Origin of the sequence: Clostridium sp. KNHs205, from assembly GCF_000702945.1 — a bacterium.
Taxonomy (GTDB): domain Bacteria; phylum Bacillota; class Clostridia; order Lachnospirales; family Lachnospiraceae; genus Anaerocolumna.
The window spans coordinates 262,506-285,926 of record NZ_JNLE01000005.1 but is presented as its reverse complement, the minus strand read 5'-3'; the positions used below and the strand labels follow the sequence as shown (position 1 = coordinate 285,926).

20 protein-coding genes are annotated in these 23,421 nt (G+C 36.7%); 18 read left to right on the top strand and 2 right to left on the bottom strand.

Annotated features, from left to right (window positions below; translation table 11 throughout):
• Positions 1-20 precede the first annotated feature (20 nt).
• The 12 genes from BR73_RS29205 (at position 21) to BR73_RS0120855 (ending at position 11,117) form a co-directional block, all read left to right on the top strand.
• Complete coding sequence (locus BR73_RS29205; RefSeq protein ID WP_033167850.1) at positions 21-173, top strand: hypothetical protein; 153 nt, start codon at positions 21-23, stop codon at positions 171-173.
• Between the two features lie 411 nt (positions 174-584).
• Complete coding sequence (locus BR73_RS0120900) at positions 585-1,514, top strand: hypothetical protein (RefSeq protein ID WP_033167849.1); 930 nt, start codon at positions 585-587, stop codon at positions 1,512-1,514.
• On the top strand, positions 1,507-2,475 hold the full coding sequence (locus tag BR73_RS0120895; protein WP_033167848.1) for an SAF domain-containing protein: 969 nt from the start codon (positions 1,507-1,509) through the stop codon (positions 2,473-2,475). Before BR73_RS0120900 ends, BR73_RS0120895 begins: the two co-directional genes overlap by 8 nt.
• Positions 2,465-3,121 (top strand): hypothetical protein, encoded by a 657-nt coding sequence (locus tag BR73_RS0120890; protein WP_033167847.1) that lies wholly within the window; start codon positions 2,465-2,467, stop codon positions 3,119-3,121. Before BR73_RS0120895 ends, BR73_RS0120890 begins: the two co-directional genes overlap by 11 nt.
• A complete protein-coding gene (locus BR73_RS0120885; RefSeq protein ID WP_033167846.1) occupies positions 3,121-3,936 on the top strand; it encodes a hypothetical protein in 816 nt (271 codons plus the stop codon). The genes BR73_RS0120890 and BR73_RS0120885 overlap by 1 nt, the downstream gene beginning before the upstream one ends.
• Entirely contained in the window at positions 3,926-5,749 is a 1,824-nt protein-coding gene (locus tag BR73_RS0120880; RefSeq protein WP_033167845.1) for an ATPase, T2SS/T4P/T4SS family, read from the top strand. The genes BR73_RS0120885 and BR73_RS0120880 overlap by 11 nt, the downstream gene beginning before the upstream one ends.
• Positions 5,742-7,766 (top strand): hypothetical protein, encoded by a 2,025-nt coding sequence (locus BR73_RS0120875; protein ID WP_033167844.1) that lies wholly within the window; start codon positions 5,742-5,744, stop codon positions 7,764-7,766. The genes BR73_RS0120880 and BR73_RS0120875 overlap by 8 nt, the downstream gene beginning before the upstream one ends.
• Positions 7,767-8,508: 742 nt before the next feature.
• Complete coding sequence (locus BR73_RS29685) at positions 8,509-8,631, top strand: hypothetical protein (RefSeq protein WP_278248543.1); 123 nt, start codon at positions 8,509-8,511, stop codon at positions 8,629-8,631.
• Positions 8,632-8,793: 162 nt separating this feature from the next.
• A complete protein-coding gene (locus BR73_RS0120870; RefSeq protein ID WP_033167843.1) occupies positions 8,794-9,243 on the top strand; it encodes a hypothetical protein in 450 nt (149 codons plus the stop codon).
• Positions 9,244-9,245: 2 nt separating this feature from the next.
• Entirely contained in the window at positions 9,246-9,641 is a 396-nt protein-coding gene (locus BR73_RS0120865; RefSeq protein WP_033167842.1) for a hypothetical protein, read from the top strand.
• A 17-nt stretch (positions 9,642-9,658) separates the two neighbouring features.
• Positions 9,659-10,174 carry a hypothetical protein gene (locus BR73_RS0120860; protein ID WP_033167841.1) on the top strand — a complete coding sequence of 172 codons (516 nt, stop codon included), beginning with the start codon at positions 9,659-9,661 and terminating at the stop codon, positions 10,172-10,174.
• Entirely contained in the window at positions 10,161-11,117 is a 957-nt protein-coding gene (locus BR73_RS0120855; protein WP_033167840.1) for a hypothetical protein, read from the top strand. The genes BR73_RS0120860 and BR73_RS0120855 overlap by 14 nt, the downstream gene beginning before the upstream one ends.
• 29 nt (positions 11,118-11,146) lie before the next feature.
• Here the strand turns inward: BR73_RS0120855 and BR73_RS0120850 are convergent, their stop codons facing one another.
• Positions 11,147-12,511 (bottom strand): hemolysin family protein, encoded by a 1,365-nt coding sequence (locus tag BR73_RS0120850; RefSeq protein ID WP_081848823.1) that lies wholly within the window; start codon positions 12,509-12,511, stop codon positions 11,147-11,149.
• A gap of 406 nt (positions 12,512-12,917) precedes the next feature.
• On the opposite strand from BR73_RS0120850, the gene BR73_RS0120845 reads away from it, so the two are divergent.
• The gene (locus BR73_RS0120845) at positions 12,918-13,508 is read left to right on the top strand and encodes a zinc dependent phospholipase C family protein (RefSeq protein ID WP_033167839.1); all 591 of its coding nucleotides are present in this window, start codon (positions 12,918-12,920) and stop codon (positions 13,506-13,508) included.
• Positions 13,509-13,648: 140 nt separating this feature from the next.
• On the opposite strand, the gene BR73_RS0120840 is transcribed toward BR73_RS0120845, so the two are convergent.
• Positions 13,649-15,283, bottom strand: coding sequence for an ATP-binding cassette domain-containing protein (locus BR73_RS0120840; protein WP_033167838.1), 1,635 nt, complete (start codon positions 15,281-15,283; stop codon positions 13,649-13,651).
• Positions 15,284-15,778: 495 nt separating this feature from the next.
• Between BR73_RS0120840 and BR73_RS0120835 the strand changes: the two genes are divergently transcribed.
• The 5 genes from BR73_RS0120835 (at position 15,779) to BR73_RS0120815 (ending at position 23,342) form a co-directional block, all read left to right on the top strand.
• Positions 15,779-16,684: an ABC transporter ATP-binding protein gene (locus tag BR73_RS0120835; RefSeq protein ID WP_033167837.1), complete on the top strand. Its 906-nt coding sequence runs from the start codon at positions 15,779-15,781 to the stop codon at positions 16,682-16,684.
• Positions 16,684-17,898, top strand: a complete 1,215-nt coding sequence (locus tag BR73_RS0120830) for an ABC transporter permease subunit (protein ID WP_033167836.1) — start codon at positions 16,684-16,686, stop codon at positions 17,896-17,898. Before BR73_RS0120835 ends, BR73_RS0120830 begins: the two co-directional genes overlap by 1 nt.
• A 728-nt stretch (positions 17,899-18,626) precedes the next feature.
• A complete protein-coding gene (locus tag BR73_RS0120825) occupies positions 18,627-19,733 on the top strand; it encodes a metalloregulator ArsR/SmtB family transcription factor (protein WP_033167835.1) in 1,107 nt (368 codons plus the stop codon).
• Positions 19,733-21,556, top strand: coding sequence for an ABC transporter ATP-binding protein (locus BR73_RS0120820; RefSeq protein ID WP_051685454.1), 1,824 nt, complete (start codon positions 19,733-19,735; stop codon positions 21,554-21,556). The genes BR73_RS0120825 and BR73_RS0120820 overlap by 1 nt, the downstream gene beginning before the upstream one ends.
• Entirely contained in the window at positions 21,549-23,342 is a 1,794-nt protein-coding gene (locus BR73_RS0120815; protein ID WP_033167834.1) for an ABC transporter ATP-binding protein, read from the top strand. The genes BR73_RS0120820 and BR73_RS0120815 overlap by 8 nt, the downstream gene beginning before the upstream one ends.
• Positions 23,343-23,421: the final 79 nt, after the last annotated feature.

The following is a 23,421-nucleotide window of genomic DNA, read 5'->3' as shown; positions in this document are numbered from 1 at the left end:
GCAGCGGTCAGGAGTCGGATATGAGTGAAAAAATCTATACTACCATGAAATCAGTAGGTGTAGGAAATATTGTAATTGGAATTCTTCTCATAGTCACTGGTATTACCAGCGGTGTCCTAGTGATTGTTAACGGCAGCAGATTACTAAGGAAAAAATCAGAGATTCTATTTTAAATTAGCAGAGTTTAAAAGCATAAGGAATCAAATGCACTCTGGAAAGACCTCCATGGTACGAGCCAGCGGGAGGTCTTTTTTCAAAAATTTCTAAAAAAGCACTTTACATTTACAAAAATTTCATTTATTATTAAGAATATCTTAAATTCTAAGTTTTACATCTTTTTTTCTATTTTCATCAAATGCATTCCTTCAAGCGAGGTGATAGATAATATGAGTTAACCAAAACGGTTGTATTTAGGCGTACCGTTTAATTTATATGCCATAAAATAAGGTTATTTTGTTCTGTTATACTGAAAACCAGCTTATAACATCCAGAGATATGATAGCTATCAGCGAGCAGGAAATCGAATACTGATATGCAAGAAAGAGGTGGGTTGGAAAACCAAAAGACTGTGAATGGAGGTTAACATGAAAATTGCTTTTTGGAGCAGCGCCAAGGGGAGTAATGGTGTAACCAGCAATTTGGCCTGTGTCAGTATTGCTATGGCCTTTGAGAATTCTGTTAAAACAATATTACTAGAAAATCATTATCAAAAAAATACACTGGCAGATATGCTCATTCACAGACAAGAGAAAAGGAAGAACAGAAACACTGTTAATGTTAGCAGATATAAAGGGCTTGAGCATGTAATCAATCAACTGTCAAGAAATAGATACAACAGGTATTTTAACTACACAGATGTGGATGCTGAGGAAAAACCTGATAACGAACATTGGGTGTTAAGAGATTCAATAGGCAGACACACTTATCTTACCTTGAAAGAAGATGAGAAACTTATAAAAGAAGCTTCTTTTGAAATTCTGATTAATTCTTTATATTATATCCCAATTGGGAATCAAATCAATGAATTTGTCTTTGACTATATCCTGAATGAAAATATCCTGAAAATTCTATGGGCAAGTGAGATTTTTGCAGGTTACACCTTTATTGACACTTCTAATATTAATCATATGAGTTCTAAAATCATATTGGATAAAGCAGATCTTGTAGTAGTAAATCTGATACAGGAAGAAGATCTGATTGACCAGTTTTTTCGAAATTATTCCTCCTTACTTTCAAAGAGTATTATTCTGTTAAGTGAGTTTAACTACAATTCTTTAAAATCAGATACGCTTTCGGGAAAATATCCTATTCAAACCTCAAAAATAATCCCAATCCCCTATAACATGGAATATAATCAGGCCGTACAGCAAGGTGCAATCGTAGAATTTATGACCCGCAATTACGGCTGCAAGAAAGACAACCCGAATTATGAGTTTATCAGGGCAGTAAAACGGGCGGTATTTGTAATTCACGAAGAATTAGATAACAGACAGAAAGGATTAGTGAATGAGTAAAAGATTAAAAAGGCCTCTTTCCGTGAAGGAAATTGCAAAACACATTGCAGCAGGACTTTTATGCGTTATATTGCCTGCAGGTATCTTTACCGGATATTTAAAGGTAAAGAGTATTTATGAACACCGGATTGAAATAATGTCGGAGGTTTTACAGCAGTATACTGTAACGGTTTATGTGGCATCTGCTGAGATTAAAGCCGGAGATATAATAACCGGAACAACGGTGACAGTTACTGAGACTTTATCAGGACAGGATAAGAAGAATTTTATGTCTGAAACTGATATAGGGCATAAAGCACTTGTAGATATCCCGGCAGGGACGCATATTCTTAAAAATATGATAGCGGAGGAAGCCATGGGTGACAGTATAAGAGAAGTGGAGTTCTCTCTTAATCTGGCAGGGGAGAATATAAAAGAAGGGGATTATACTGACATTCGTCTGCGTTATCCAAACGGTGAAGATTACATCGTTGTCAGCAAGAGCTGCATCAGCCGGATTGATACGGTGAAGGGATATCTATATCTGAAGCTGTCGCCGGATGAAATACATCTGATGTCTTCTGCTTTGGTAGATTGTTTTCTAAAGTCAGGTACTTATTTATATACCACAAAATATATTGCAGCCTCCTATCAGGAGCCTTCCTTTGTTACCTATACCCCTAATGAAGATGTGCTAAGTCTGATACAGCAAGATCCTAATGTATTGGAAGCAGCCAGAGATTACCTGAGTGAAGGAAAGCGCGCAGGGTTGGAAGAAAGACTGGAAACCTATTATGAAAATTATCTCAGTACCCAGTACGAAGCTACGGATAATAATAGGAATAACAAGGAAGCTGCAGATGCTTACCAGTACATAACGGGAAAGGAGAGCACTTCAGAGGGGATAGATTATCTGGAGGGAGACAATGGTAGAGAGGAATATCAGACAGATGGCAGCTACGAGGTAGAATATGCAGAATGAGATAAAAACATTAGGTTTTGCTGGAATCTACAGTTACGATCTGATATTTTACCTGGCGGTATTTTTGAGCGCTCTGGATAAAAAAGTATTGCTTGTGGATAATTCCCCCTGTAAAGCGTTAAGTTATTGTATACCAGCAGCAAAAGGAATGGAAGAAGATATATTATACTGCTCTGAAAGGCTGGAGCTGTGTAAAGACACAAATATAGAAAAAGTTCATGATGAGTATGATTATATACTGATAGACTTTGGAATGAATCTAAACCATAAGGATATAACACATACTGATTATCGTTTCCTGGTTACAGATACACGATTACATAATCTTGAGGCCTTAAAGAGATTTAGCAAAGAAGATCAGGACTATTACCTGTTGGTCAGGGACATTGTGAAAGGAATAAATGAAATGTATCTTCCTATGCTGCTGGAACACAAAGGGCTTAGGGGGAAGAAGAACTATTATTTATACCTGGAAGAAACGGACAGTGAAGCTTGCAGTGTACTGCAGTATTACCATAGCTATAATTATAAGAAGCTTTCGCCGGGGATTAAGTTGCTGCTCAGAGAGCTGCTTTTTGAAATAAACCTTAGAGATTTAAAAGCAATAAAGGAAGCCACTAAGAAAATAAGAAAAGGAGGGATTTAATGCATGTGGTATTTTGGAGCCCGGTAACCGGACAGACAGGTACAACCTCATCTCTGGCAGCAATAGCCCTGACGGCAGCATATCGAAGTAAGAAAAAGGTACTTCTGACTCAGACACATTATGGCAACAGAGAGCTGGAAGAAATTCTCCTTGGCAGCAATCAGACGAATGAAATATATCAGAATATCGGCTTAGATTCATTGATAAGGCTTATTAGGACTCATAACCAGACGGCTGGAACTGAAGCAGTGCAAATCATGAAGGATTATATCATGAGCCTTGGTAAGGGCGGGATTGATTTGTTATGCGGTACCAGAAATCATTATGGAGGGGAACAGGAGGAACTGTTAAAATATCTGCCCTTTATTTATAACAGTTTAGAGAAAGAATATGATTTAATACTCACAGACACATCCTTTGGAAAAAACAGATTATCACAGCATCTGTGGAAAGAAGCAGATATACTTGCTGTGACTTTGAACCAGAATATATCGGTAATAAGGAATACCCTTAAGGAGTATCAATTTCCTCTGGAAAAGACAATATTTATACTTAACAATTATCACAGCAGTTCCGCATATAACCTGAGAACTCTGGAAAAGCATTATAAAGATTTTAAAGGCAGACTGTATGCTATTCCACATTTAACAGCCTATATGGATGCAGTTTCTGACAGAGATTTAATAAACTTTTATTTAAAACATATGTCCTTAAGCAAAACCGGGGAAAGGAAAGCTTTCTTTCAGAGGGTTTTTAAACTGACAGAAGTACTGCTTAAGGAGCAGGACAAGGGAGGTAAAGGTTATGTTACTTAACTTTTTTATTATCCTTCTGCTGATTACAGGGATGGTCGTATTTGCAGCTTTAAGCCTGAAACCGGACAGGAAAGAAGAAAAGCGGCCTGACAATTACTCTGTCGAAGAAATCGTAAAGGCAGTAGATGGTGTATTTGCGGGAATCCTTGATAAAGATTTCAGGAGCTTAAACCTTAACCAGAAAGAAACTATGAAGCGAGAAAATATTAAGAAGCTTATAAAGAAGTGCCTTAAGAAATCTGCGGAAGGTGATGAGGAAGCGAAGGCATATATTAAGGATTACATCAAAGAAATTCTTCTGCATAAAGTAATGCTGAACGAAGAGAACGTAGAGAAAGTCATTCCTTTTAATAATGCAGATAAGCTGTCTGGACAGGATAAATTCGAGATATTGCTGCAGCTGTATTATAAAGAATACAGGAAAGACGGGCTTAAAATGTTTCTTGAAAAGAATCACCTGGATACAGCATATATCATTACCAATGTTGATTTGGAAAAGGCATATTTTAAAGAAATAACTTACCTGTCTTTTGAGGATAAGATAGATATAATAGCCCAGAGAGTATATCAGCAGTACAGAGGGTTTGGTATAATAGACAGGTTAAGGGAGATGAAGCTCGATGGTGTTTCAGCAGGTATTTCAGCAGGAAATCTGTCAGGGAATATTCCAGGAAGGGCAGCTTTCTTTGAAGGAGGGCTGGCTGTTAAAAAGATAGAAGATAAAGATAAGTATGATTCTGGTATAAAAGCGGAAGAGAGTCTGCTTGATGTGTGGATTTTCTTCAAAGGAAGAACTATAAGACTTGATTTTCTGCGCTTTCCTTCGGAAAGAGAACTTATACGTGTATGCAAAAGTATATACAGGCATAATAACCCCGGTTTCTTAAGCGAAACCAGAGGGTATCTTGTAAATGACATGAAGGACGGTTCAAGGGTAGTAGTATTCCGCCCGCCCATATCAGTAGGCTGGGCATTCTTTGTTCGGAAACACGACAATATAACTGCTATGGATATAAGTAAGGTTCTAAAGGAGAAAGGATCGGATCAGGTAATTGAACTTCTTAAATGGATGGTTAAAGGATGCTTATCCATTGCCATTACAGGAGAAATGGGGAGCGGTAAAACAACCTTGTTAAAACTACTGATACAGTATATTGAAGAAAGCTACCCAATTCGTGTCTATGAGCAGGTATATGAGCTTAATCTAAATAAAGCCTATCCAAAACGTAACATACTGTCATTAAGAGATAGCCCTGAAGTTTCAGGACAGGATATTTTAAATGTTATGAAGAAAACTGACGGCACAGTACTTATATTAGGTGAGGTTGCATCACATGAAACTGCCAATTACCTTATTGAAATCGCTCAGATTTCGAAAATGACACTATTTTCTCATCATGCAGAGACCACACAAGATTTAATTTCTTATTTTAAGATTGCACAGCTTAGAGAGGGAGGTTTTCACAAGGAAGACCTGGCGGAATATCAGGCAGCCAATGCCATAAATATTGACATTCATATGGAGAATAAAAACGGTCACCGCTATATCTCAAGAATAACCGAGATAATCCCTTATTATAAGAAGGACTTACCCGGCGGACTGATAGAAGCAACCCAGGAATATTATAAAAGAAGGACAAGTCCGGTGACATTTGAAACAAGGGATATCCTGTCCTTTATAGAAGGCAGGTATGTCATGCAGCAAGGCTTTTCTGATAAAAGCCAGGAGCATATCCTTTATAATCTGCGGGAATCAGAAAGACAGGAATACAGAGAATTTATAAAGGGAGGAGGAACCTTACAGAATGGATAATATTTTTATGATTCGTTTGGCAGCGGGACTTTTGGGTATTTTTGTACTGCTTATACTTTTTCTGATGTTTCTGCTAAGAAAGCAAATTGAATACAGAGGGACCTATAGCATCTTTCTGAAAGATAGAACAAAAGTCAGCAGGGACTATTGGTATATACTTTACGATTTACTGAGCAGAATAATTTTTATAAGGGCTTTTATAAAAAGTCTGACGGAAAGATACGCTATTCTCTATCCCGGTGAAGTAAGGTTAATAGAGAAAAAAGCTGTAAAAGTAACAGTTAAGCTCTGGTGCATCGTTGTTGTAATGTTGGCGATACTGCTTCTTTTTGGAGGGACCTGGTATTATCTATGGTTATCCATATTTTATTTATATGTTGCAGGTAACAGTATCGTATTCTGGGAAGAGGGAAGAGAGAGGAAGAAGCTGCTGGAACAGTTTGATATATTTCTTTGTGAGGTAAGAGAATATTATCAGAGCCACGGGATACTTGATGAAGCTATCTATGAAGCTATGCAGAATACAGATAAACCATTGAAACTTCATGCCGGCTGTATTTATGATATACTTACTTCCTCTGAAAGTGAAAGGAAGAAGGAGGAGTATCTTAGTTATGTTCCCGATAAATTCATAAAAACCTTTCTGGCACTTTGTCTGATAATCAATACATATGGAGATACAAAGACTGAAGAAGGAAGATCATTGCTGCTGGTCAATATTGCTCATTTAAGACAGGAAATCCATATGGAAATATTAAAACGAAGCAAAATTCAATATCTTTTCTCCGGTCTTACCTTTGTAACGGTACTTCCTGTGCTGTTCTTAAAAGCTATTGAGAACTGGGCTGTTATAAGTTTACCGCAGCTTATTAACTTTTACAGGGGAACAGCAGGAATTCTATTAATGGCTGTAATATTTCTCATTACTTTCTTTTCTTATCAATTGCTGATGGCTCTCAGAGAAGAAAGAAAACCGTCTCAACGAGAGGCAGTTTTATTAGAAGCTTTAGAGAACAGGAAAAGTATCAGGCAGATTCTTGATTCATACCAATATAAAAATTATGGGAAGCTGCTAAAGAAACAAGAATTCTTAAGACTGCATGGTGAGAATCTTGGGGTCAGGCAGTTTATCTTAAAGAGCGTGCTTTTTAGTATTGCTGGCTTTCTAATCTGTAGCTTATTATCTTTTTATATTCATGGAGCTAACAGGAAATTGGAGCTGACCAGGAATATTAACTATTCAGACAGTGCCATATCAGAAGAAAAAGCTATGGCTTTGTCGTTGGCGGTAATAAATTATACCAATAAATTTCTTGGCAGTAATATTACATCTGAGGAGATTACCAGGATAGTTGAGAAAGAGGCGAAAATTAAAGAGAAATACCTTCAAAGAATGGCTTCTGAGGACATTTATGCAAGATTAAAGGCCATTGAAAAGGAGTATTTTAAGTGGTATGAGCTTCTGGCAGTATTTCTGGCAGCCTGGGGGTTTTACTATATTCCAAGTTTTAGACTGTTACTGCTAAAGAAAGTAAGGCAGCGGGATATGGAGGATGAGGTATTTTCCTTTCAATCCATAATAGTGATTCTTCGTAATATCAAGAGAGCAGATACGGAAATTATAATAGAATGGATGGAGGAATTTTCTTATATCTTTCAAAGTTCTGTCAGAGAATGCAGCAGAAAGTTAAGCATCGACGAAAGAGAAGCTCTTGAGGAATTAAAGGAGAAGGAACCTTTCAGACCTTTTTGTAAAATAGTTGATGGATTACAGAGCAGTGATAAGCTTGGAGTTTACAAAGCTTTTGAGGATGTGGAGCAGGAAAGGAATAACTATATTGATAAAAGAGCTCTAGACAATGAAATCGCCATACAGGATAAATCTATATTGGGTAAAACTATTGCTTTTGTACCTTTTATTCTGACGGTGGGTCTGTATCTGATTCTTCCTTTTGTTACAGAAGGACTTAGGATGTATAAAGTCTATATGGAACAGATAAATGGGATTGGTGGGTAGATTTCTTTGTTAATGTGTTAAGCGTTAAGTGTTAAAGGTCAGGGGGTTGGAAGGGGGACGGCAAATTGTATAAAAAAGAAAAAACTCATGCTTCGATTACAAGGTATAAGAAGTCCTAATTCTCTGGAGATTTTGCGCTTGACATATGGTAAAGCAGATAACTCGCTTCGCTCAGACAATCTGCTTTATCATATAGCGCAAAATATCCAGAGAAAAGGACTTCTAATACCTTTTCATAGGCGCATTCGTTCTTTCTTTTTTATACAATTTGCCTGAAATCCTATGGAAACAAGACTTTTAGCATTTTGGTAGTCACATAGCAATGGAATCAGCCATTTGGATTAAACATTAATTAAAGGATGTGTCCGAGAAAAAGGGAACAATAGATGAACAGTGTCAATAATTAAGGATATATCTAGTAAGAATGTCTGAAGGACAGGTATCCACTAAATAATGTGTCCACTGTTATGGGGCATTATAAATAGAACAAAAAAGAGGAATAAAAAATGCAAGCAAAAGAAGTAAAAATTGAAAGTAAAAATGGAAGCAAAAACAGTAAGCAAAAATAAGAGCATAAAAGCAAAGTAGAAGCAAAATAAATAGCAAACAGAAATGCGAAACGGAAATGCGAAACAGAAATGAGAAACAAAAATGAGAAACAGAAATGAGAAACAGAAATGTGAAACGGAAATGTGAAACAGAAATGAGAAACAGAAATGAAAAACAGAAATGAGAAACAGAAATGAAAAACAGAAATGCGAAACAGAAATACAAAACAGAAATACAAAACAGAAATGCAAAACAGATAAGCAAAACAGATAAGCAAAACAGAAATGTAAAACAGAAATGTAAAACAGAAATGTAAAACTGAAAAGCAAAACGGAAAAGCAATAACAGAAAAGCAATAGCAGATAAGCAGTAATAAAAGTATAGAACCAAATGCAGAAGCAGAAGTAGAAGCAAAACAGAAGCGAAATAGAACAAAAAATAGAAGCAAAAATAGAAAACGAAAAAAGGAGAAATTAAAATGGAAAATGCATTAAAAGGTTTAATACTGGCGGCAGGAGTGATCATTACTTGTTTAGTAGTAGGATTGGGTTTTTACATAAGCAGGGAGGCTAATGCAGCTGCAACAAATGGCACAGGGCAGATCAGTCGTATGAACAAGGAATTTGCTGAATCTGACAAGGTCATGTATGACGGATTGGATGTTACAGGTAGTGAGGTTATCAATGCAATAAATAAATTTAAAAATGAAGATATCGCAGTCAAGGTTACAACGAAGAAATCTGTTGTTTATTATAATCGTCTGCTCTCTGATTCAGACAGTAAAATTGGGGAAGTAAGCTCTGCCTCTGTTAAGGACACACAAACTATCACCAGTAATTTTTACATCAATCAGAAAGCCCAATTTACAGGTGCTATATTAAGGGATTCTAATTCAACTATTATCGGTATTTCCTTTATACAGAAGTAATTATGGAACAGTTAAATAAATTCCTCACCATGGGGACAAATGTAATTTTGTTCTGTATGGCTGTCAGTTTATTAGTGCTAGGTTCTGAGCAGGTCAATAACAGTATACGGCTGCTTAAAGCTTCTGTATTCAGACAGAATATTATCAGAGAGCAGGAATTGCAGAATACTTCGGTAGATGACAGTAAGCTGACAGCCACTAAAGGAGAAATTATTGGTACTTTACTTGGCGATATGGAGATTAACCTGGTAATTGACGGAACGGCCTACACAAAGGAAATATTTCAACCGGATTTTTTTGATTATACGGTTATTAAAGAGGGAGTTTATCTTAAGGAATATACCTTGGACGGTAATAAGCATATAACAGAGATAAGCTATACCCACATGGAGAAATAAGGACAGGAGGCAGTTGAATGGACGCTTTTGGAAAAGTAGTTGCCATATTTGCAGGAGTTATATTATTGTTTATAGCACCGCTGCTCTATATGGCTCAGAAACAGGATTCTATCAGTCAGCTGTATGTAACCCAGGAAACCATACGCCTTACAGACAATATAAGAATGTCAGGAGTATTAACACAGAATATGTATAAAGATTACATTGAACGAATAGATAAAACCGGTAATCTGTATAATCTGGAGATTTTACATGCTCATAAAAGAGTTGCTCCTGCTTATGATGAAATCACGGATACAGTCTTGGATAAGGTCGATAGTTATTTTTATAATACCTATGAAGAGGAAATTTATAAGGCTTTTGATGAAGGAAAAGATTATTATTTTACACAGGGGGACTACATATCCATTAAGGTAGTAAACCGTAATAAGACCATGGCAGGAAGAATAGCTTCTTCTCTATCCAGAGGAAATAACAGTGAGGTTTCCATACTGGTTACCTATGGGGGAATGATTCGAGATGAAGTTGAGTGATCTTTGCCTTGTTTTTCTTGTAATTGAAATATTAGTCTTTAGTATACTGGATATTCGGTTTCAACAGCTGGGAGCAGTGGCAGAGAAGACCAATGCCTATAATACGGCTCTTGATAATGCAGTGGATGACGGATGTTTCTATTTGGTAGAAGCTGACAGCAGCCGTAAGCTGTTTACTAATAAGGAAAAGGCAGTGGAGCAGTTCTTCTCCTCTCTGTATGCTAATTTTGGGGTAATGGGTCAGTCTTTTCAGGAAGAGCAGCTTAACAGATACATACCTGTAATATTGGTTACAGACAGAGACGGATTTTATATATACTATACCGCAGAGATTTTATCGGGTAGTGAGCAGAAGCTTGATAAAAGATGGAGTGAGAAGCTTTACTATGTATATGAAGATGACTTTTATGTTATAAAGTTTACTATGGGAGATGAAATTATACTGTTTGAGAAGGAAAGCATGGAAATCTGGGCGGGAGATTATAGAGATATCAGAGCTTTGACTGAATGCAGCTTCCTAAAGGATGATGACGTCTTTGAAAGGATACGAAGAAAGACGATTACTCAGTCAATCAGTAAGAATATGAACCTCTATATCAATTACTACAACAGTATTGCTTCGGATTTTGGAATAACCTATGAGTTCTGGCTGCCTGAGATTGATAGAACAGATTGGGACAGAACAATAGACGATGTAAGTCTTTTTGTACTCTTTCAGGGCTACCCGTATAATGCAGCTGCCCTTGATACCTATAACCGCTATGTCTTTGGTGGAGCAAGGATATCGAAAGCTAAGGTATTCTACATAACAGGAAAGCTGGGGAAAAAGTATTATCACAGAGAGAATTGCGAGGAGGTATTAACCGATAAGGGCATACCCTATTATACAAAAGAGGAATGCGCTAAAGAGGGGGCATTCCCCTGCAATAAGTGCATTCCATAATAGACCAATAATATATTTAAAGATAGGATTTATTCTTGAGTGATATGTTCAAGATTGCTTTCTGCTACAGGAATACTATCAGAATTCTCCTGGGGTGAATTATCAGATAGAGTGTTCATGCTGTCTGCTGAATCAGAATTTTCCGGTATAAGTACAATATGTACTTTATCGATTCGATTCTTCATGACGGCATCAACCGTGTAGATAATATTGTCTTCTGTAATACTCTCGCCGACTTCCGGCAGATGGTCCAAAAGATATATTAAATGTCCTGCTATAGAATCATAGTCATCTGATTCAAGTTCAAGATCCAGAGCGTCATTTATCTCATCCAGTTTCGTATTTCCATCTACAATATATTCAGTATCAGATATCTTGCGAATACTGTCTTCTTCATCCGCATCATATTCATCACGAATTTCTCCAACGATTTCTTCCAGCAGATCCTCCAGTGTGATAAGACCGGTAGTCGTGCCGTATTCATCGAGGACGATGGCCAGGGATACATAGTTTTTACGCATTTCCTTTAACAGTTCTGTGGTTTTCTTGTATTCATAAGTAAAGTAAGGTTCTCTCATGATATCTTTTATCTGAAATTCTTCTTTACTGCCCTGGTAAAAGAAAATATCTTTTAAATTCAGTATACCTATTACATTATCCCTGGATTCACTGTAGACGGGCATTCGTGTGTACTTATCCTTGGAAAAAAGCTCCACTAATTCATCATAGGATAGGGAAACTTCTGCAAATACCATATCCACACGGGGAACCATAACATCTTTTGCCATGGAATCACCGAAATCCACTACATTGGTAATCATCTGTTTCTCTTCCATCTCGATAACACCTTCTTCATGGCTTACCTCAACAATGGAACGAAGTTCATCCTCTGTGATAACAGAGGCCTTCTCACGTGTGTTGACATGAAAAATCATTAGGATGAGAGAAGATATTCTTGTGACCAGAAAGGTAAGTGGAGACATAATTCTGATAAAGAGCAAAAGCAGCCGGCCAAAACGAAGGACAAATTTCTCGGAATCCATTTCGGCCAGTGTATTAGGGATCATTCTTGCAAATATCAACATAACAAAGATAAGTGCAGCTATTATTATCACAACGCCGACAGGTGTAAAATGATCAAGGGCAAGAGAGGTAGCTAGTGATGATATGGACAGGTTAATAATTACATTGCCTATAAGTATTGTATTCTGCATTCTAGCCGGTTTCTCCAGTAAATCATTCACCAGTCTGGCTTTCTTATTACCTTCTTCAGAAAGACTGCGGATGCGCAGCTTGTTAACAGTAGTAAAAGCAGTTCTTGCTGACGAAAAAAATATGGATAGCAGTAATAAAATACCTAATATTATCATACGCGTGACTTCACTCGAGTCCAAATAATCATCTCCTATTCTGTAAGGCGGCATTATGCTCAAATCAATTCGTATAATTGAAATTATTCTTATCATATATAGAAATTATATAAAATTATACAATAAAAAATGCCGGGTCAATAAAATAAATTGGTTATAAGTTACAATTGGAAAAATAAATAAACAAGGTAAATTTTACATGAAAAGAAGGGGAATGTCAATATAAACACCAGATATGGAAGAGATTACGTGGCAAATAGGACTATTTTCTTAATAAGTGTTAAGATTTTGTTATAATATCAAAATAACTATTGTGCAGAATGAAAATCCGGTGTAAAATCACTTATGGTGTTTAAAGTTCTGTCGAATTGGATCGAATGAAAATGGACACCTGGAAGCTTATTAGTCAGTTTTATGACAGGAGACGTTAATGAGAAAAAAATCACATATCTCTTTGGCTGGATATTTATTAAACAGTATGAACATCGATGAGCTTTTTCAACATAGGAAAGCATTTTACTACGGCAGCATATTACCGGATATTAAGCCATCTTTTCTTACCAAAAGACATACCATAGAAGAGACCTTTGATATACTGACAGAGGAAATTATTAAGATAACCGATGAATTTCAAGTTCACAAAGGAATCAACAGGTATTTTACAAGACATTTAGGTGTTGTAACTCATTATATAGCTGATTATTTTACGTATCCGCATAACAGCATATTTACTGGAAGTATCAAAGCACACTGTGGATATGAGAAAAAACTTATAACAGCATTAAAAGAGTATGTTAAAAGCGAGGATGCTGTGAAAGCCCGAGCAAAGAATTTCTTATTTGCTACGGTGGAAGAAATATTGAAGTTTATTAAGGAAATGCATGCTGAATATTTAAAGGTAGCTAAGAAAGTTGCTGTAGACTGTGTTTACATCGTAGAATTATGTCATAAAGTAGTAGATGGAATTCTGCAGATCTTTGAAATGAATTTGAAAGCCCTGACTCAGATAGAAGCGGCATAATAGAAAGATATACAATAAAGTCCCGGAATAAATGTGTTAACAACATTTATTCCGGGACTTTTTCAAGCACTTATTTTTGTTATTGCTGCCCATGCTTATCAAATACAGCCAGTTCAGAGCCGTCAATTTAAGCAATCTTTTTAGTTATTGTCGTCCTCACGGTCAATCTGCATAACCTGTCTTTTTCTTGCGAATTCATCGTTATCCAGATACTCATCGTAGGTTGTAACCTTATCGATAAGACCATTAGGAGTAATTTCAAAGATACGGTTAGCTATGGTCTGAACAAACTGATGGTCCTGGGAAGTAAAAAGGATAACTCCGGAGAATTTCATCAGACCATTATTTAATGCAGTTATGGACTCCATATCTAAATGGTTGGTAGGTTCATCCATGATAAGCACGTTAGAACCAAGAATCATCATTTTAGAGAGCATTACTCTAACACGTTCTCCACCGGAGAGGACATTAACCTTCTTAACTCCTTCTTCACCTGCAAAGAGCATTCTTCCGAGGAAACCTCTTACATAGGTAACATCTTTCTCAGGAGAAAAAGGCATAAGCCAGTCAACAATAATATCCTCTGAGGCAAACTCTTTTGTATTATCTTTCGGAAAATAGGACTGGCTGGTGGTAATACCCCATTTGTAGGTTCCTTCATCAGGCTCCAGTTCCCCTGCAAGTATACGGAAAAGTGTTGTTGTTGCTAGTGTATTTGGACCAACAAAAGCAGCTTTATCATCATGGGTAATGGTAAAAGAAATATTATCCAGTACCTTTACGCCGTCTATGGTCTTTGATAGATTTGTTACTGTCAGAACTTCATTTCCGATTTCACGGAATGGTCTGAAATCAATATATGGATATTTACGGCTGGAGGGACGTATATCATCCAGTTCAATTTTCTCAAGAGCCTTCTTACGGGAAGTAGCCTGCTTGGACTTGGAGGCATTCGCGCTGAATCTCTGGATAAATTCCTGTAATTCCTTGATCTTATCTTCTTTCTTCTTATTTGCTTCTTTCATCTGCTTAACCATTAACTGGCTGGATTCATACCAGAAATCATAGTTACCTGCATAAAGCTGAATCTTTGCATAGTCGATATCAGCAGTATGTGTGCAGACTTTATTTAAGAAATAACGGTCATGGGATACCACAATTACAGTATTTTCAAACTGAATAAGGAACTCCTCCAGCCATCTGATCGCTTCCATGTCCAAATGGTTGGTAGGCTCATCTAACAGCAGGATATCAGGGTTTCCAAATAATGCCTGCGCAAGGAGAACTTTTACCTTCTGGTTACCGTTTAATTCGCTCATCATCTTATAATGAAGCTCTGTTTCAATTCCTAATCCGTTTAACAGAGTAGCAGCATCGGATTCAGCTTCCCAACCGTTAAGGGTTGCGAATTCTCCCTCCAGTTCACTAGCCCTGATACCATCTTCTTCTGTAAAATCTTCTTTCGCATAGATGGCATCTTTTTCTTTCATGATGTCATACAGAACCTGATTACCCATAATTACAGTATTTAATACATCATACTGGTCATATTTAAAGTGGTCCTGCTGCAGGAAGGAAAGACGCTGTCCGGGAGTGATGATTACATCCCCCTTTGTAGGCTCTAACTGTCCGGAAAGAATCTTAAGGAAAGTAGATTTACCGGCACCGTTGGCACCTATTAAACCATAACAGTTTCCTTCTGTGAATTTGATATTTACATCTTCAAATAAAGCTCTTTTTCCAAGCCTTAAAGTAATGTTACTTGCCTGAATCATTTTTAATCCTCGCATATCCCAACTGGAACAGGGATATTGCCACAATTTATATTAGTTGAAAGAAGCAGTATGTGGCATCCTTTCTCTGTGAAATATTTCCTTTCAACTGAAGCTTCGGTCACTGTGTTTTGCACATTCACTTCTATTTTATCGTATAATCATTATTTTGCAAGCATTTTCTTACAAGCAGACATTTTCATTTGCTACAGGCAGTCATTTTCATTTGTTATAGGCAGGCATTTTCATTCTTGTATTTTAAGCTGGTATTAGATATTGATACACTTCTTTGGATGGTTCCTGAAATTATTGGCATATTGAAAGTTCTTAAAACCTGTTTATTTAAATGTAAGGAAAGTGTAAGATAAAATAAATTGAATAAATTCCATATAATGGATAGAATTAAGAGGAAACATATAAGGACAAGTATTTATATGTTGTAAGGTGTTCAGTAATTAATCAGTTTTATTCCAAACTGATTTTAGATTGGAGGATTATTTGGAAACAGTATTAAAAGTAGAGAATCTATATAAACGACTGGGTAAAAGGCCTATTATAAAGGGAATTTCATTTTCGGTACAGGAAGGTGAAATATTTGGATTTTTAGGCCCGAATGGTTCAGGAAAGACAACAACAATAAAAATGCTGGTAGACTTGATTTCTATGGATACCGGAAGCATCACTATCATGGGAAATAATTTAAAGGCAGAAAGAGAAAAAGCCCTGGCATATGTAGGTGCCGTGGTAGAATCACCGGAGCTGTACAGTTATCTGTCAGGATATGAAAATCTGGCACAGATAGCACGAATCAGAAAAATCTCAAAGGAACGTATAGCAGAAGTGGTGGAGCTGGTAGGTTTATCAGAACGTATAAAGGATAAAATGAAGAAATATTCATTGGGTATGAAACAACGCCTTGGACTGGCAGCAGCCCTTTTATCGGAACCAAAGCTCCTTATCCTGGACGAGCCTACCAATGGTCTGGATCCCAACGGAATTATTGAACTCCGTAATATACTTAAAAGGCTTGCCAGAGACAAAGGAATGGCGGTGTTCGTTTCCTCACATATATTAGGAGAAATTCAACAGTTATGTGATACGGTTGCTTTTATTGAGAGTGGTGTAATAACTTCCGTTGAGAGCATGACAACCGTGCATCAGACATATGTGTATATCCTGGAAGCAGAGAAAACGGAAGAAAACCGTAGCTTACTTCTTACCATAAAGGGAATCAGGAATGTAAAAGAAGTGGAAGATGGATACACCCTAGAACTGGAAGGAAGAAAATCCGGTGATGTCTTAAAGGATATCATTAACGCAGGAATTGATGTCCAGACTTTCTCCAGGCACTTAAAAGAATTAGAAGAGAGATATCTGGAATTGATAAAAGGAGGTATCCGTTAATGTTTGGAGGACTTTTTGTTAATGAAGTAATTAAGCTGTTTACCAAGAAAAAGACCTATATAATATGGGGATTGTTTATCATATTGTGTGCCATTTTGGTAGTAGTAAACGAAACTGCTGAAAAGAATTATTTGCGATACAGCAGCCCGGAAGCGCAGCTTGAAAATCTTACTGCCGAGCTTAAGAATCAGGAAAGCTATCTTGCTAGCCTGCAAACCGATACAAGCTTATCAGAGGAGGAAAAACAACTCTATGAAGTACAAGGCAACAGTTATTTGGAAAGTCTGAAAGAGCAGATTGCTGCTGCCAAAGCTTCACTTACTGCAGCGGAAGGTACGGACTGGCGTGATAATCTTAAGCAGCAGATTGAAGAGCAGAAGAAAACCCTGAACGAGACAGAGGATTCGGCTTCTAAGAAGTATCAGGCCAGGGAAATTGAAAAGCTTCAGATGCATCTTGATAATAATATTCCGTTAGATGACTCTAACTATAATACAGGAATTAATTACTATGTACTTAGTATAACGATGATTGCTGCAAGCTTCTTAGGCTTTGGTTTGATTATGTTTAACGGTGATAATGTCTCAAGCGAATATAATCCGGGCACTCTTAAGTTTCTGCTTATTCAGCCGGTTTCCCGAATAAAAGTACTGCTCAGCAAGTTTCTGGTCATGGTACTCAGTTCAGCTTTACTGATAATGATAACGCAGTTTCTGTTTTTTATAGGTGTTGGTCTGGTAAAAGGTTTTGGAGGTTTTAACAGGCCGGTTTTAGTAGGTCTTAAGTACGAATATATCTTTAGTAACGGGCAAAAGTATTTAACAGAGATAACCGGCAGTGGTTATTATATACCTTTATGGCAGTATTTGCTTAAAGCATTGTTACTACAGTTTTTGTTTCTGATAGTGATGGTAACCTTTATACTTTTGATTTCTACTATTTCTAAGTCCAGTGTTATCGCAATGACAGTTCTGATCTGTACCATATTGGGAGCTAACATTGTTTACAGCTTATCAGCAACCTATCGAAAAATATCACCGTTCATTTTCCTACACTATTCTAATGTTGATGATATTATTACCGGACGAGCGGTGCTTAGAACTTCCTCTTTCTTATTTACGGGACAGACGGTTATCATTATATCAATTCTATCGGTAATTCTTTTCCTGGGAGCATCACTTTGGGTGTTTAAAAAGAGGGATATTCAAATATAGGGAGAGTTATTTTGTTTGTAGAGGTTTTTGTCTAAATTAGCAGCATTAGGTTATTGGCCCTTAGTCTTACGAAAGGCTTTATCGGGAGATGGTGGTAAACAGGAAAATATTTACCTGAAGCTAACAACCATAATTTACGTATTAAATAAGCTTTATTTTAAATTGTATAGTCCTATAAACTCACTGCAGTATAAGTTGGATTTATAATGATTGTTCAGATTCTCGCTGATGAATCATAATAAAAATTTATATACATACAGGGATTTATAGGGCTATCATTGCGTTTATCAGGTAATTCAGCTGTGATATAAGAATAACATGAATATTTTTTTCGGTATTGCGGATATGAATATTTCTTTACAGTATTGCTGATAAGCTATTTCAATTTATAGTCAGAACCAGCTTGGCTATTGGTTTTATTAAATATAGAACAAACATATTAGATGAGAATCTAATAATAATCTATTCTTCTTAGTAAGTCAAAAAATTCAATAAACCAGTTTTAATAGCATCTATTAGTGGTGATTATTACGATAGACGCATTGAAAATTAAGAAATGTAGCATCATTGTCAAGTAATAAAATGTATTAAATTAAAAGTATCAATAAATACTAAATAATAAAATATTAGATAAACATCTATTATTTATATTAGATATTTGTCTAATGATATTGACGAATGTCTTTTGGTATGATAAATTGGTAAAAAACAAAGTGGGAGGAAAAATAATGGAAATAAAAGAATATAAATTGCTCACAGAACCTAACTGGGACTACGAACTGGTAAATACTATCGTAGATACTCTTGGTAATAAGGAAAAAGAAACAAATATTACTCCGATAGCAAAGGAGTTTGCAGTAATATTAAAAAATGTTTATGAGTACAAAGAGAAGGTTTTGGAAGGGGTTTTGCCTATCCTTGAAAAATATCCTGATATTAAACTGTTGTTTGAAATCACCTCTCTTGAGAAAGATAACAGAGCAAGACCTATTCTGGTTAATCTTACCAGTCAGAAGAAGCTGCATATGGGTATGACAAAAGAAGAGATGGATGCCATCATGTTAGAGGGACTCCAGGACTGGGCAAAATCTGTAATTGGTGAATACAGCGATGTCAGGATAGGAAGTTTATCTGAACTAATAGCGTTTTTAAAGGACTTGGAAACCGAAGACAGTATAAAGATGAAAATGATAACAATATACTCTGAACGTTATACACTATTGACAAGAGCGCAGCAGTTTATAGCAGAAAGTATTAAAATACTGCAGGAGTATTATCCCATTGTAGAAAAAGAGTATGAAGAAGCAATCGTATCTTTGCAGGATAAATCCTATCTAGAAAGTAATTTTAATGATTTAGGTTACATTAAATTCGGTAAATGCAACCGTATGGTTGTGCAACCCTGCATTCTGCCTTATAACCAGATTGCGGTGGACTGGAGAGACGAGGAGGAGAAAGATGTTGCTGCGGATGTAGGTATCTATGTCTTTCAGCTTAGCAATACAAATAAGAAAGTTGCTTTAAGTGATTCAAAGATTTTAAGTGCCCTAAAAGCCTTAGGAGATGCTACAAGGCTTAAAATAATCCATATGTTGTCAGGGAAGAAGATGTATATACAGGAAATCGCAGATGTTTTAGGTCTTACACCAGCTACTGTATCTCATCATATTAATCTGCTGCTGCAAGAGGGATTTGTATGTGTAACAGTTGATGTGGAAAAAGCCAAAAAAATATTCTATGAAATTCATCCTGAAAAATTCACCGAATTAGGCGAGGCAGTGAAGCAGCTGGGGCTTGAGGCTTTAAGCATGGACAGGAAAGGGGAAGGACAGTAATGGAGGAGAACTTAAAATATCCTATTGGCAGCACACTCAGAAGAATGTTAACCAATGTGACTGCAACAAATAAGAAACTCTATTTTTATTTTTTAATATATACGCTGGCAGGAGGCATCTATCCTTTCTTTGCGGTATTATTACCTAAATATCTCTTGACGGAAGTAACCGGCGGAGACGGCACAATAGAAGGCATACTTAAGATTGTCTTAATATTCTTAGGATTAATGGCAGCCTTCGGATTTGTAAGAACTTTCACCAATTCCATTGCTTATCCTGCTATTACCTATTTAAGACTCGATTATTTAAGAGATAACTTTGATAAGCTGGTAAGTATAGATTATCAGCATATGGAGGATGCCAAATTCTTTGAGAAGAATGAAAGAGCTTTACAGGCTAACAGTTCAAATGATAACGGAGTGGAAGGGGTATATCATAAATTATTTGAAGTGGGACCGGTACTTTTGACTGCGCTGGGATTACTGGTTGTTATCGGCAGACTGAATATATGGATCTTGCTTGGGCTCTTATTTAATATTGCTATTGGCATCTGGGTAAGAAGAAGTGTTCATAAATATAACTACCGAAGAAAAGAAGATGTTGCCCATGCAGAAAGAAGGATGCAGTATTATTATAATACCACTCATGATTTTGGTTATGGAAAGGATATCAGACTATATCGTTTTCAGGACAGAATTAATGAGAATTATAGTAAGGAAGTCAAGGGTTTTTTAAAGATTCAAAAAAGCATTAAGAACAGAGAGTTTTCTCTTGGTTTGTTGGAAGTATTTACTTTCCTGATCAGTAACGGACTTACCTATGCCGTCTTAATCTACAAAACCGCTAATGGTATGCCTATCGCAGATTTTTCCATGTATTTGACAGCAGTTACATCTCTTACTGTAATGCTTAATCAAGTATCTGAGCAGTTTACCTTTATCCTGAATGAAGGTCAGTATGTACATGATTTTTATACTTTTCTTGATACGGATATGGGTGATAAGAATTTAAAAGAAAAATCAGAAAGCGCTAAAAGACTTAAACCAGGAGAGACCCTTGAGATTGTATTTGACAATGTTAGTTTTTGCTATCCGGGTACAGATAAGTATATCTTTAAGCATCTGAATTTTACGATTAATCAAGGTGAGAAATTAGCTATTGTAGGTATTAACGGAGCCGGTAAAACCACTCTTGTAAAGTTAATGACCGGGTTATTTCCGGTAACGGAGGGTGAGATAAGAATAAACGGAATTCCGATTTCCGATTTTAATAAAAAAGATCTTTATGCCATGTTTTCAGCAGTATTTCAGGATGTTAACGTCTTGGCATATACCATTAAAGAGAATATTGCCTGTTCTTCTCTTGACGGAAAGGAAGACAGAGTACGTAAGGTGCTGGAAAAGGTGGGACTTAAAAAGAAAATTGACAGTCTGCCAAAAGGAATTGAACAGACAATGTTAAAAGTAATTGAAGAAGACGGTGTGGAGTTCTCCGGTGGCGAGAGCCAGAAATTAGCCATTGCAAGAGCGCTGTATAAGGATGCAAGAATGGTTATTATGGATGAACCTACTGCAGCTCTGGATGCACTGGCAGAAGCCGAAATTTATGAGAATTTCAGCGACCTGGTGAAAGGAAAAACAGCAGTTTACATTTCTCACCGATTAGCCAGTACAAAATTCTGCGATAAAATTGCTCTTTTTGATGGTGACGGTCTTAAGGAATATGGTAACCATGAGGAGCTCATGAACGCTAAAGGCGAGTATTATAATATGTTTATGATTCAGGGTAAATATTACAACGAGGAGGTGGCTGTAAGTGAATAATATTAAGACCTTAAAGAAATTTATCAGTGTTTGCTTTAAGATATCACCTTCTTATATCTTTCTGCTATTGCTTCAGTCTTTAACGGAAACAGGACAGATATTAATAAATGTCATACTTCCAAAATTTTTGGTGGATGAGCTGGTTGGCGGAAGAAACAAAGATAACCTGATACGATATGGAATGTTAATTGTATTGTCAAATGTGCTTTTTTTCTTTTTGAATAAGTTAATAAAACGTATTCTGGAAGTTCGTAATATTTACATGAAAGAGAAGCTCAACCAGGCTATGGCTGATAAAATTATGAAAGTTGAATTTGCCTGTCTGGAGGATCCTTATTATCTGGATTTAAAGGAAAGAGCTATGTTTGCCTGCCGTACGATGAGCGCACTGGAGAATCTTATACGAAGTGTAACCGAAGTGCTTAAGAATACGGTAACCATTCTTGGGCTTCTGGCAGTTATGTTCACCTTAAGTCCTCTGTTTGTATTATTACTGGTACTTACAATCGCAATAGCTGTTGTTATGCAGAATTTCTTCTCGAAATACCAGTTAAAATTCTATCAGGAGCTTATTCCTATCAACAGAAGATATGGCTATTATATGGACTTGTGCTTTATTGATAAATTACAGAAAGATATACGTATTTACGATATGAATAAAATGCTGACGGACAGGGTGATGGAGTTTAACGGAAAGATTTATAACTGGTCCAAAACCTATCAGAAGAAACAAGGTATATTTCTTGGATTTACCGGTATCATCAATGACCTTCAGGCTGCTATTGCTTATGGTTATGTGGGTATTCGAGTTATTTCCGATACTCTTGGCGGAAGAATAGGAATTGGTTCCTTTACCATGTATGTATCTGCAGCTATCAATTTTACCACAGCAGCCACAAACCTAGGTAAGAATATTATGACAGTAATCCAGATGCTTGGTTACCTGCAGCCCTTTATGGAATTTATGTCCCTGCCCGACGAAGAGAAAAAAGAAGGCAGCCTGCCTTTTGAAGGGAAGGTAGAATCCCTGCGCTTTGAAAATATCAGCTTCCATTATCCCAAGTCAGATAATATGGTATTAAAAAATATATCCTTTGAAATTAAAAAAGGAGAGAAGATATCCATTGTTGGTTTAAATGGAGCCGGTAAGTCAACCATTGTTAAACTCCTTTGCAGGCTTTACCAGCCCACCAGCGGGACTATCTATGTGAACGGACACGATATTTATGAATATGAATTCTCCAGTTATATGAAAGGATTAGCGGCTGTATTTCAGGATTATAAACTATTTGCGTTCTCAATCTTTGAAAATGTAAAAGGCGGGGAAGAAAGCGAGGATGGAAAGAAATATCGTGATAAAGTTAATGAGCTCCTGAATCAGGTGGGATTAAAAGATAAAATAGCAGAACTTCCAAAGGGAATGGACACTTTATTTGGCAAAGTCTACGATCAGGAGGGCATAGAAATGTCCGGCGGTCAGAGTCAAAAGGTCGCTATTGCAAGAGCGCTCTATAAAGATGCCTCAATGATTATATTAGATGAACCTACCAGTGCATTAGATCCGCTGGCAGAAGCTGAAATCTATGAGAACTTTAACCAGCTGGTAGGTGATAAGACCGCGATTTATATATCACACCGTATGTCCAGCAGTGTATTCTGCGATAAGGTGCTGGTATTGGATGGGGGACACATAACAGACTTTGACAGCCATTCAAAATTAATGGAGAAGGAAGAAAGTATGTACTACAAGCTGTTCCGTTCTCAGGCTGTGAATTACCAGGTATAAATAAATTGTGATTACGAATTGAAAAAGGACTGCCGGATTCTAAGCGATATTTATTGCTCATAATTCCAGCAGTCCTTTT

Coding starts and splice junctions, on each gene's coding strand:
- BR73_RS29205 (WP_033167850.1), top strand. CDS start 21: ATGAGTGAAAAAATCTATACTACCATGAAATCAGTAGGTGTAGGAAAT.
- BR73_RS0120900 (WP_033167849.1), top strand. CDS start 585: ATGAAAATTGCTTTTTGGAGCAGCGCCAAGGGGAGTAATGGTGTAACC.
- BR73_RS0120895 (WP_033167848.1), top strand. CDS start 1,507: ATGAGTAAAAGATTAAAAAGGCCTCTTTCCGTGAAGGAAATTGCAAAA.
- BR73_RS0120890 (WP_033167847.1), top strand. CDS start 2,465: ATGCAGAATGAGATAAAAACATTAGGTTTTGCTGGAATCTACAGTTAC.
- BR73_RS0120885 (WP_033167846.1), top strand. CDS start 3,121: ATGCATGTGGTATTTTGGAGCCCGGTAACCGGACAGACAGGTACAACC.
- BR73_RS0120880 (WP_033167845.1), top strand. CDS start 3,926: ATGTTACTTAACTTTTTTATTATCCTTCTGCTGATTACAGGGATGGTC.
- BR73_RS0120875 (WP_033167844.1), top strand. CDS start 5,742: ATGGATAATATTTTTATGATTCGTTTGGCAGCGGGACTTTTGGGTATT.
- BR73_RS29685 (WP_278248543.1), top strand. CDS start 8,509: ATGAAAAACAGAAATGCGAAACAGAAATACAAAACAGAAATACAAAAC.
- BR73_RS0120870 (WP_033167843.1), top strand. CDS start 8,794: ATGGAAAATGCATTAAAAGGTTTAATACTGGCGGCAGGAGTGATCATT.
- BR73_RS0120865 (WP_033167842.1), top strand. CDS start 9,246: ATGGAACAGTTAAATAAATTCCTCACCATGGGGACAAATGTAATTTTG.
- BR73_RS0120860 (WP_033167841.1), top strand. CDS start 9,659: ATGGACGCTTTTGGAAAAGTAGTTGCCATATTTGCAGGAGTTATATTA.
- BR73_RS0120855 (WP_033167840.1), top strand. CDS start 10,161: ATGAAGTTGAGTGATCTTTGCCTTGTTTTTCTTGTAATTGAAATATTA.
- BR73_RS0120845 (WP_033167839.1), top strand. CDS start 12,918: ATGAGAAAAAAATCACATATCTCTTTGGCTGGATATTTATTAAACAGT.
- BR73_RS0120840 (WP_033167838.1), bottom strand. CDS start 15,283: ATGATTCAGGCAAGTAACATTACTTTAAGGCTTGGAAAAAGAGCTTTA.
- BR73_RS0120830 (WP_033167836.1), top strand. CDS start 16,684: ATGTTTGGAGGACTTTTTGTTAATGAAGTAATTAAGCTGTTTACCAAG.
- BR73_RS0120825 (WP_033167835.1), top strand. CDS start 18,627: ATGGAAATAAAAGAATATAAATTGCTCACAGAACCTAACTGGGACTAC.
- BR73_RS0120820 (WP_051685454.1), top strand. CDS start 19,733: ATGGAGGAGAACTTAAAATATCCTATTGGCAGCACACTCAGAAGAATG.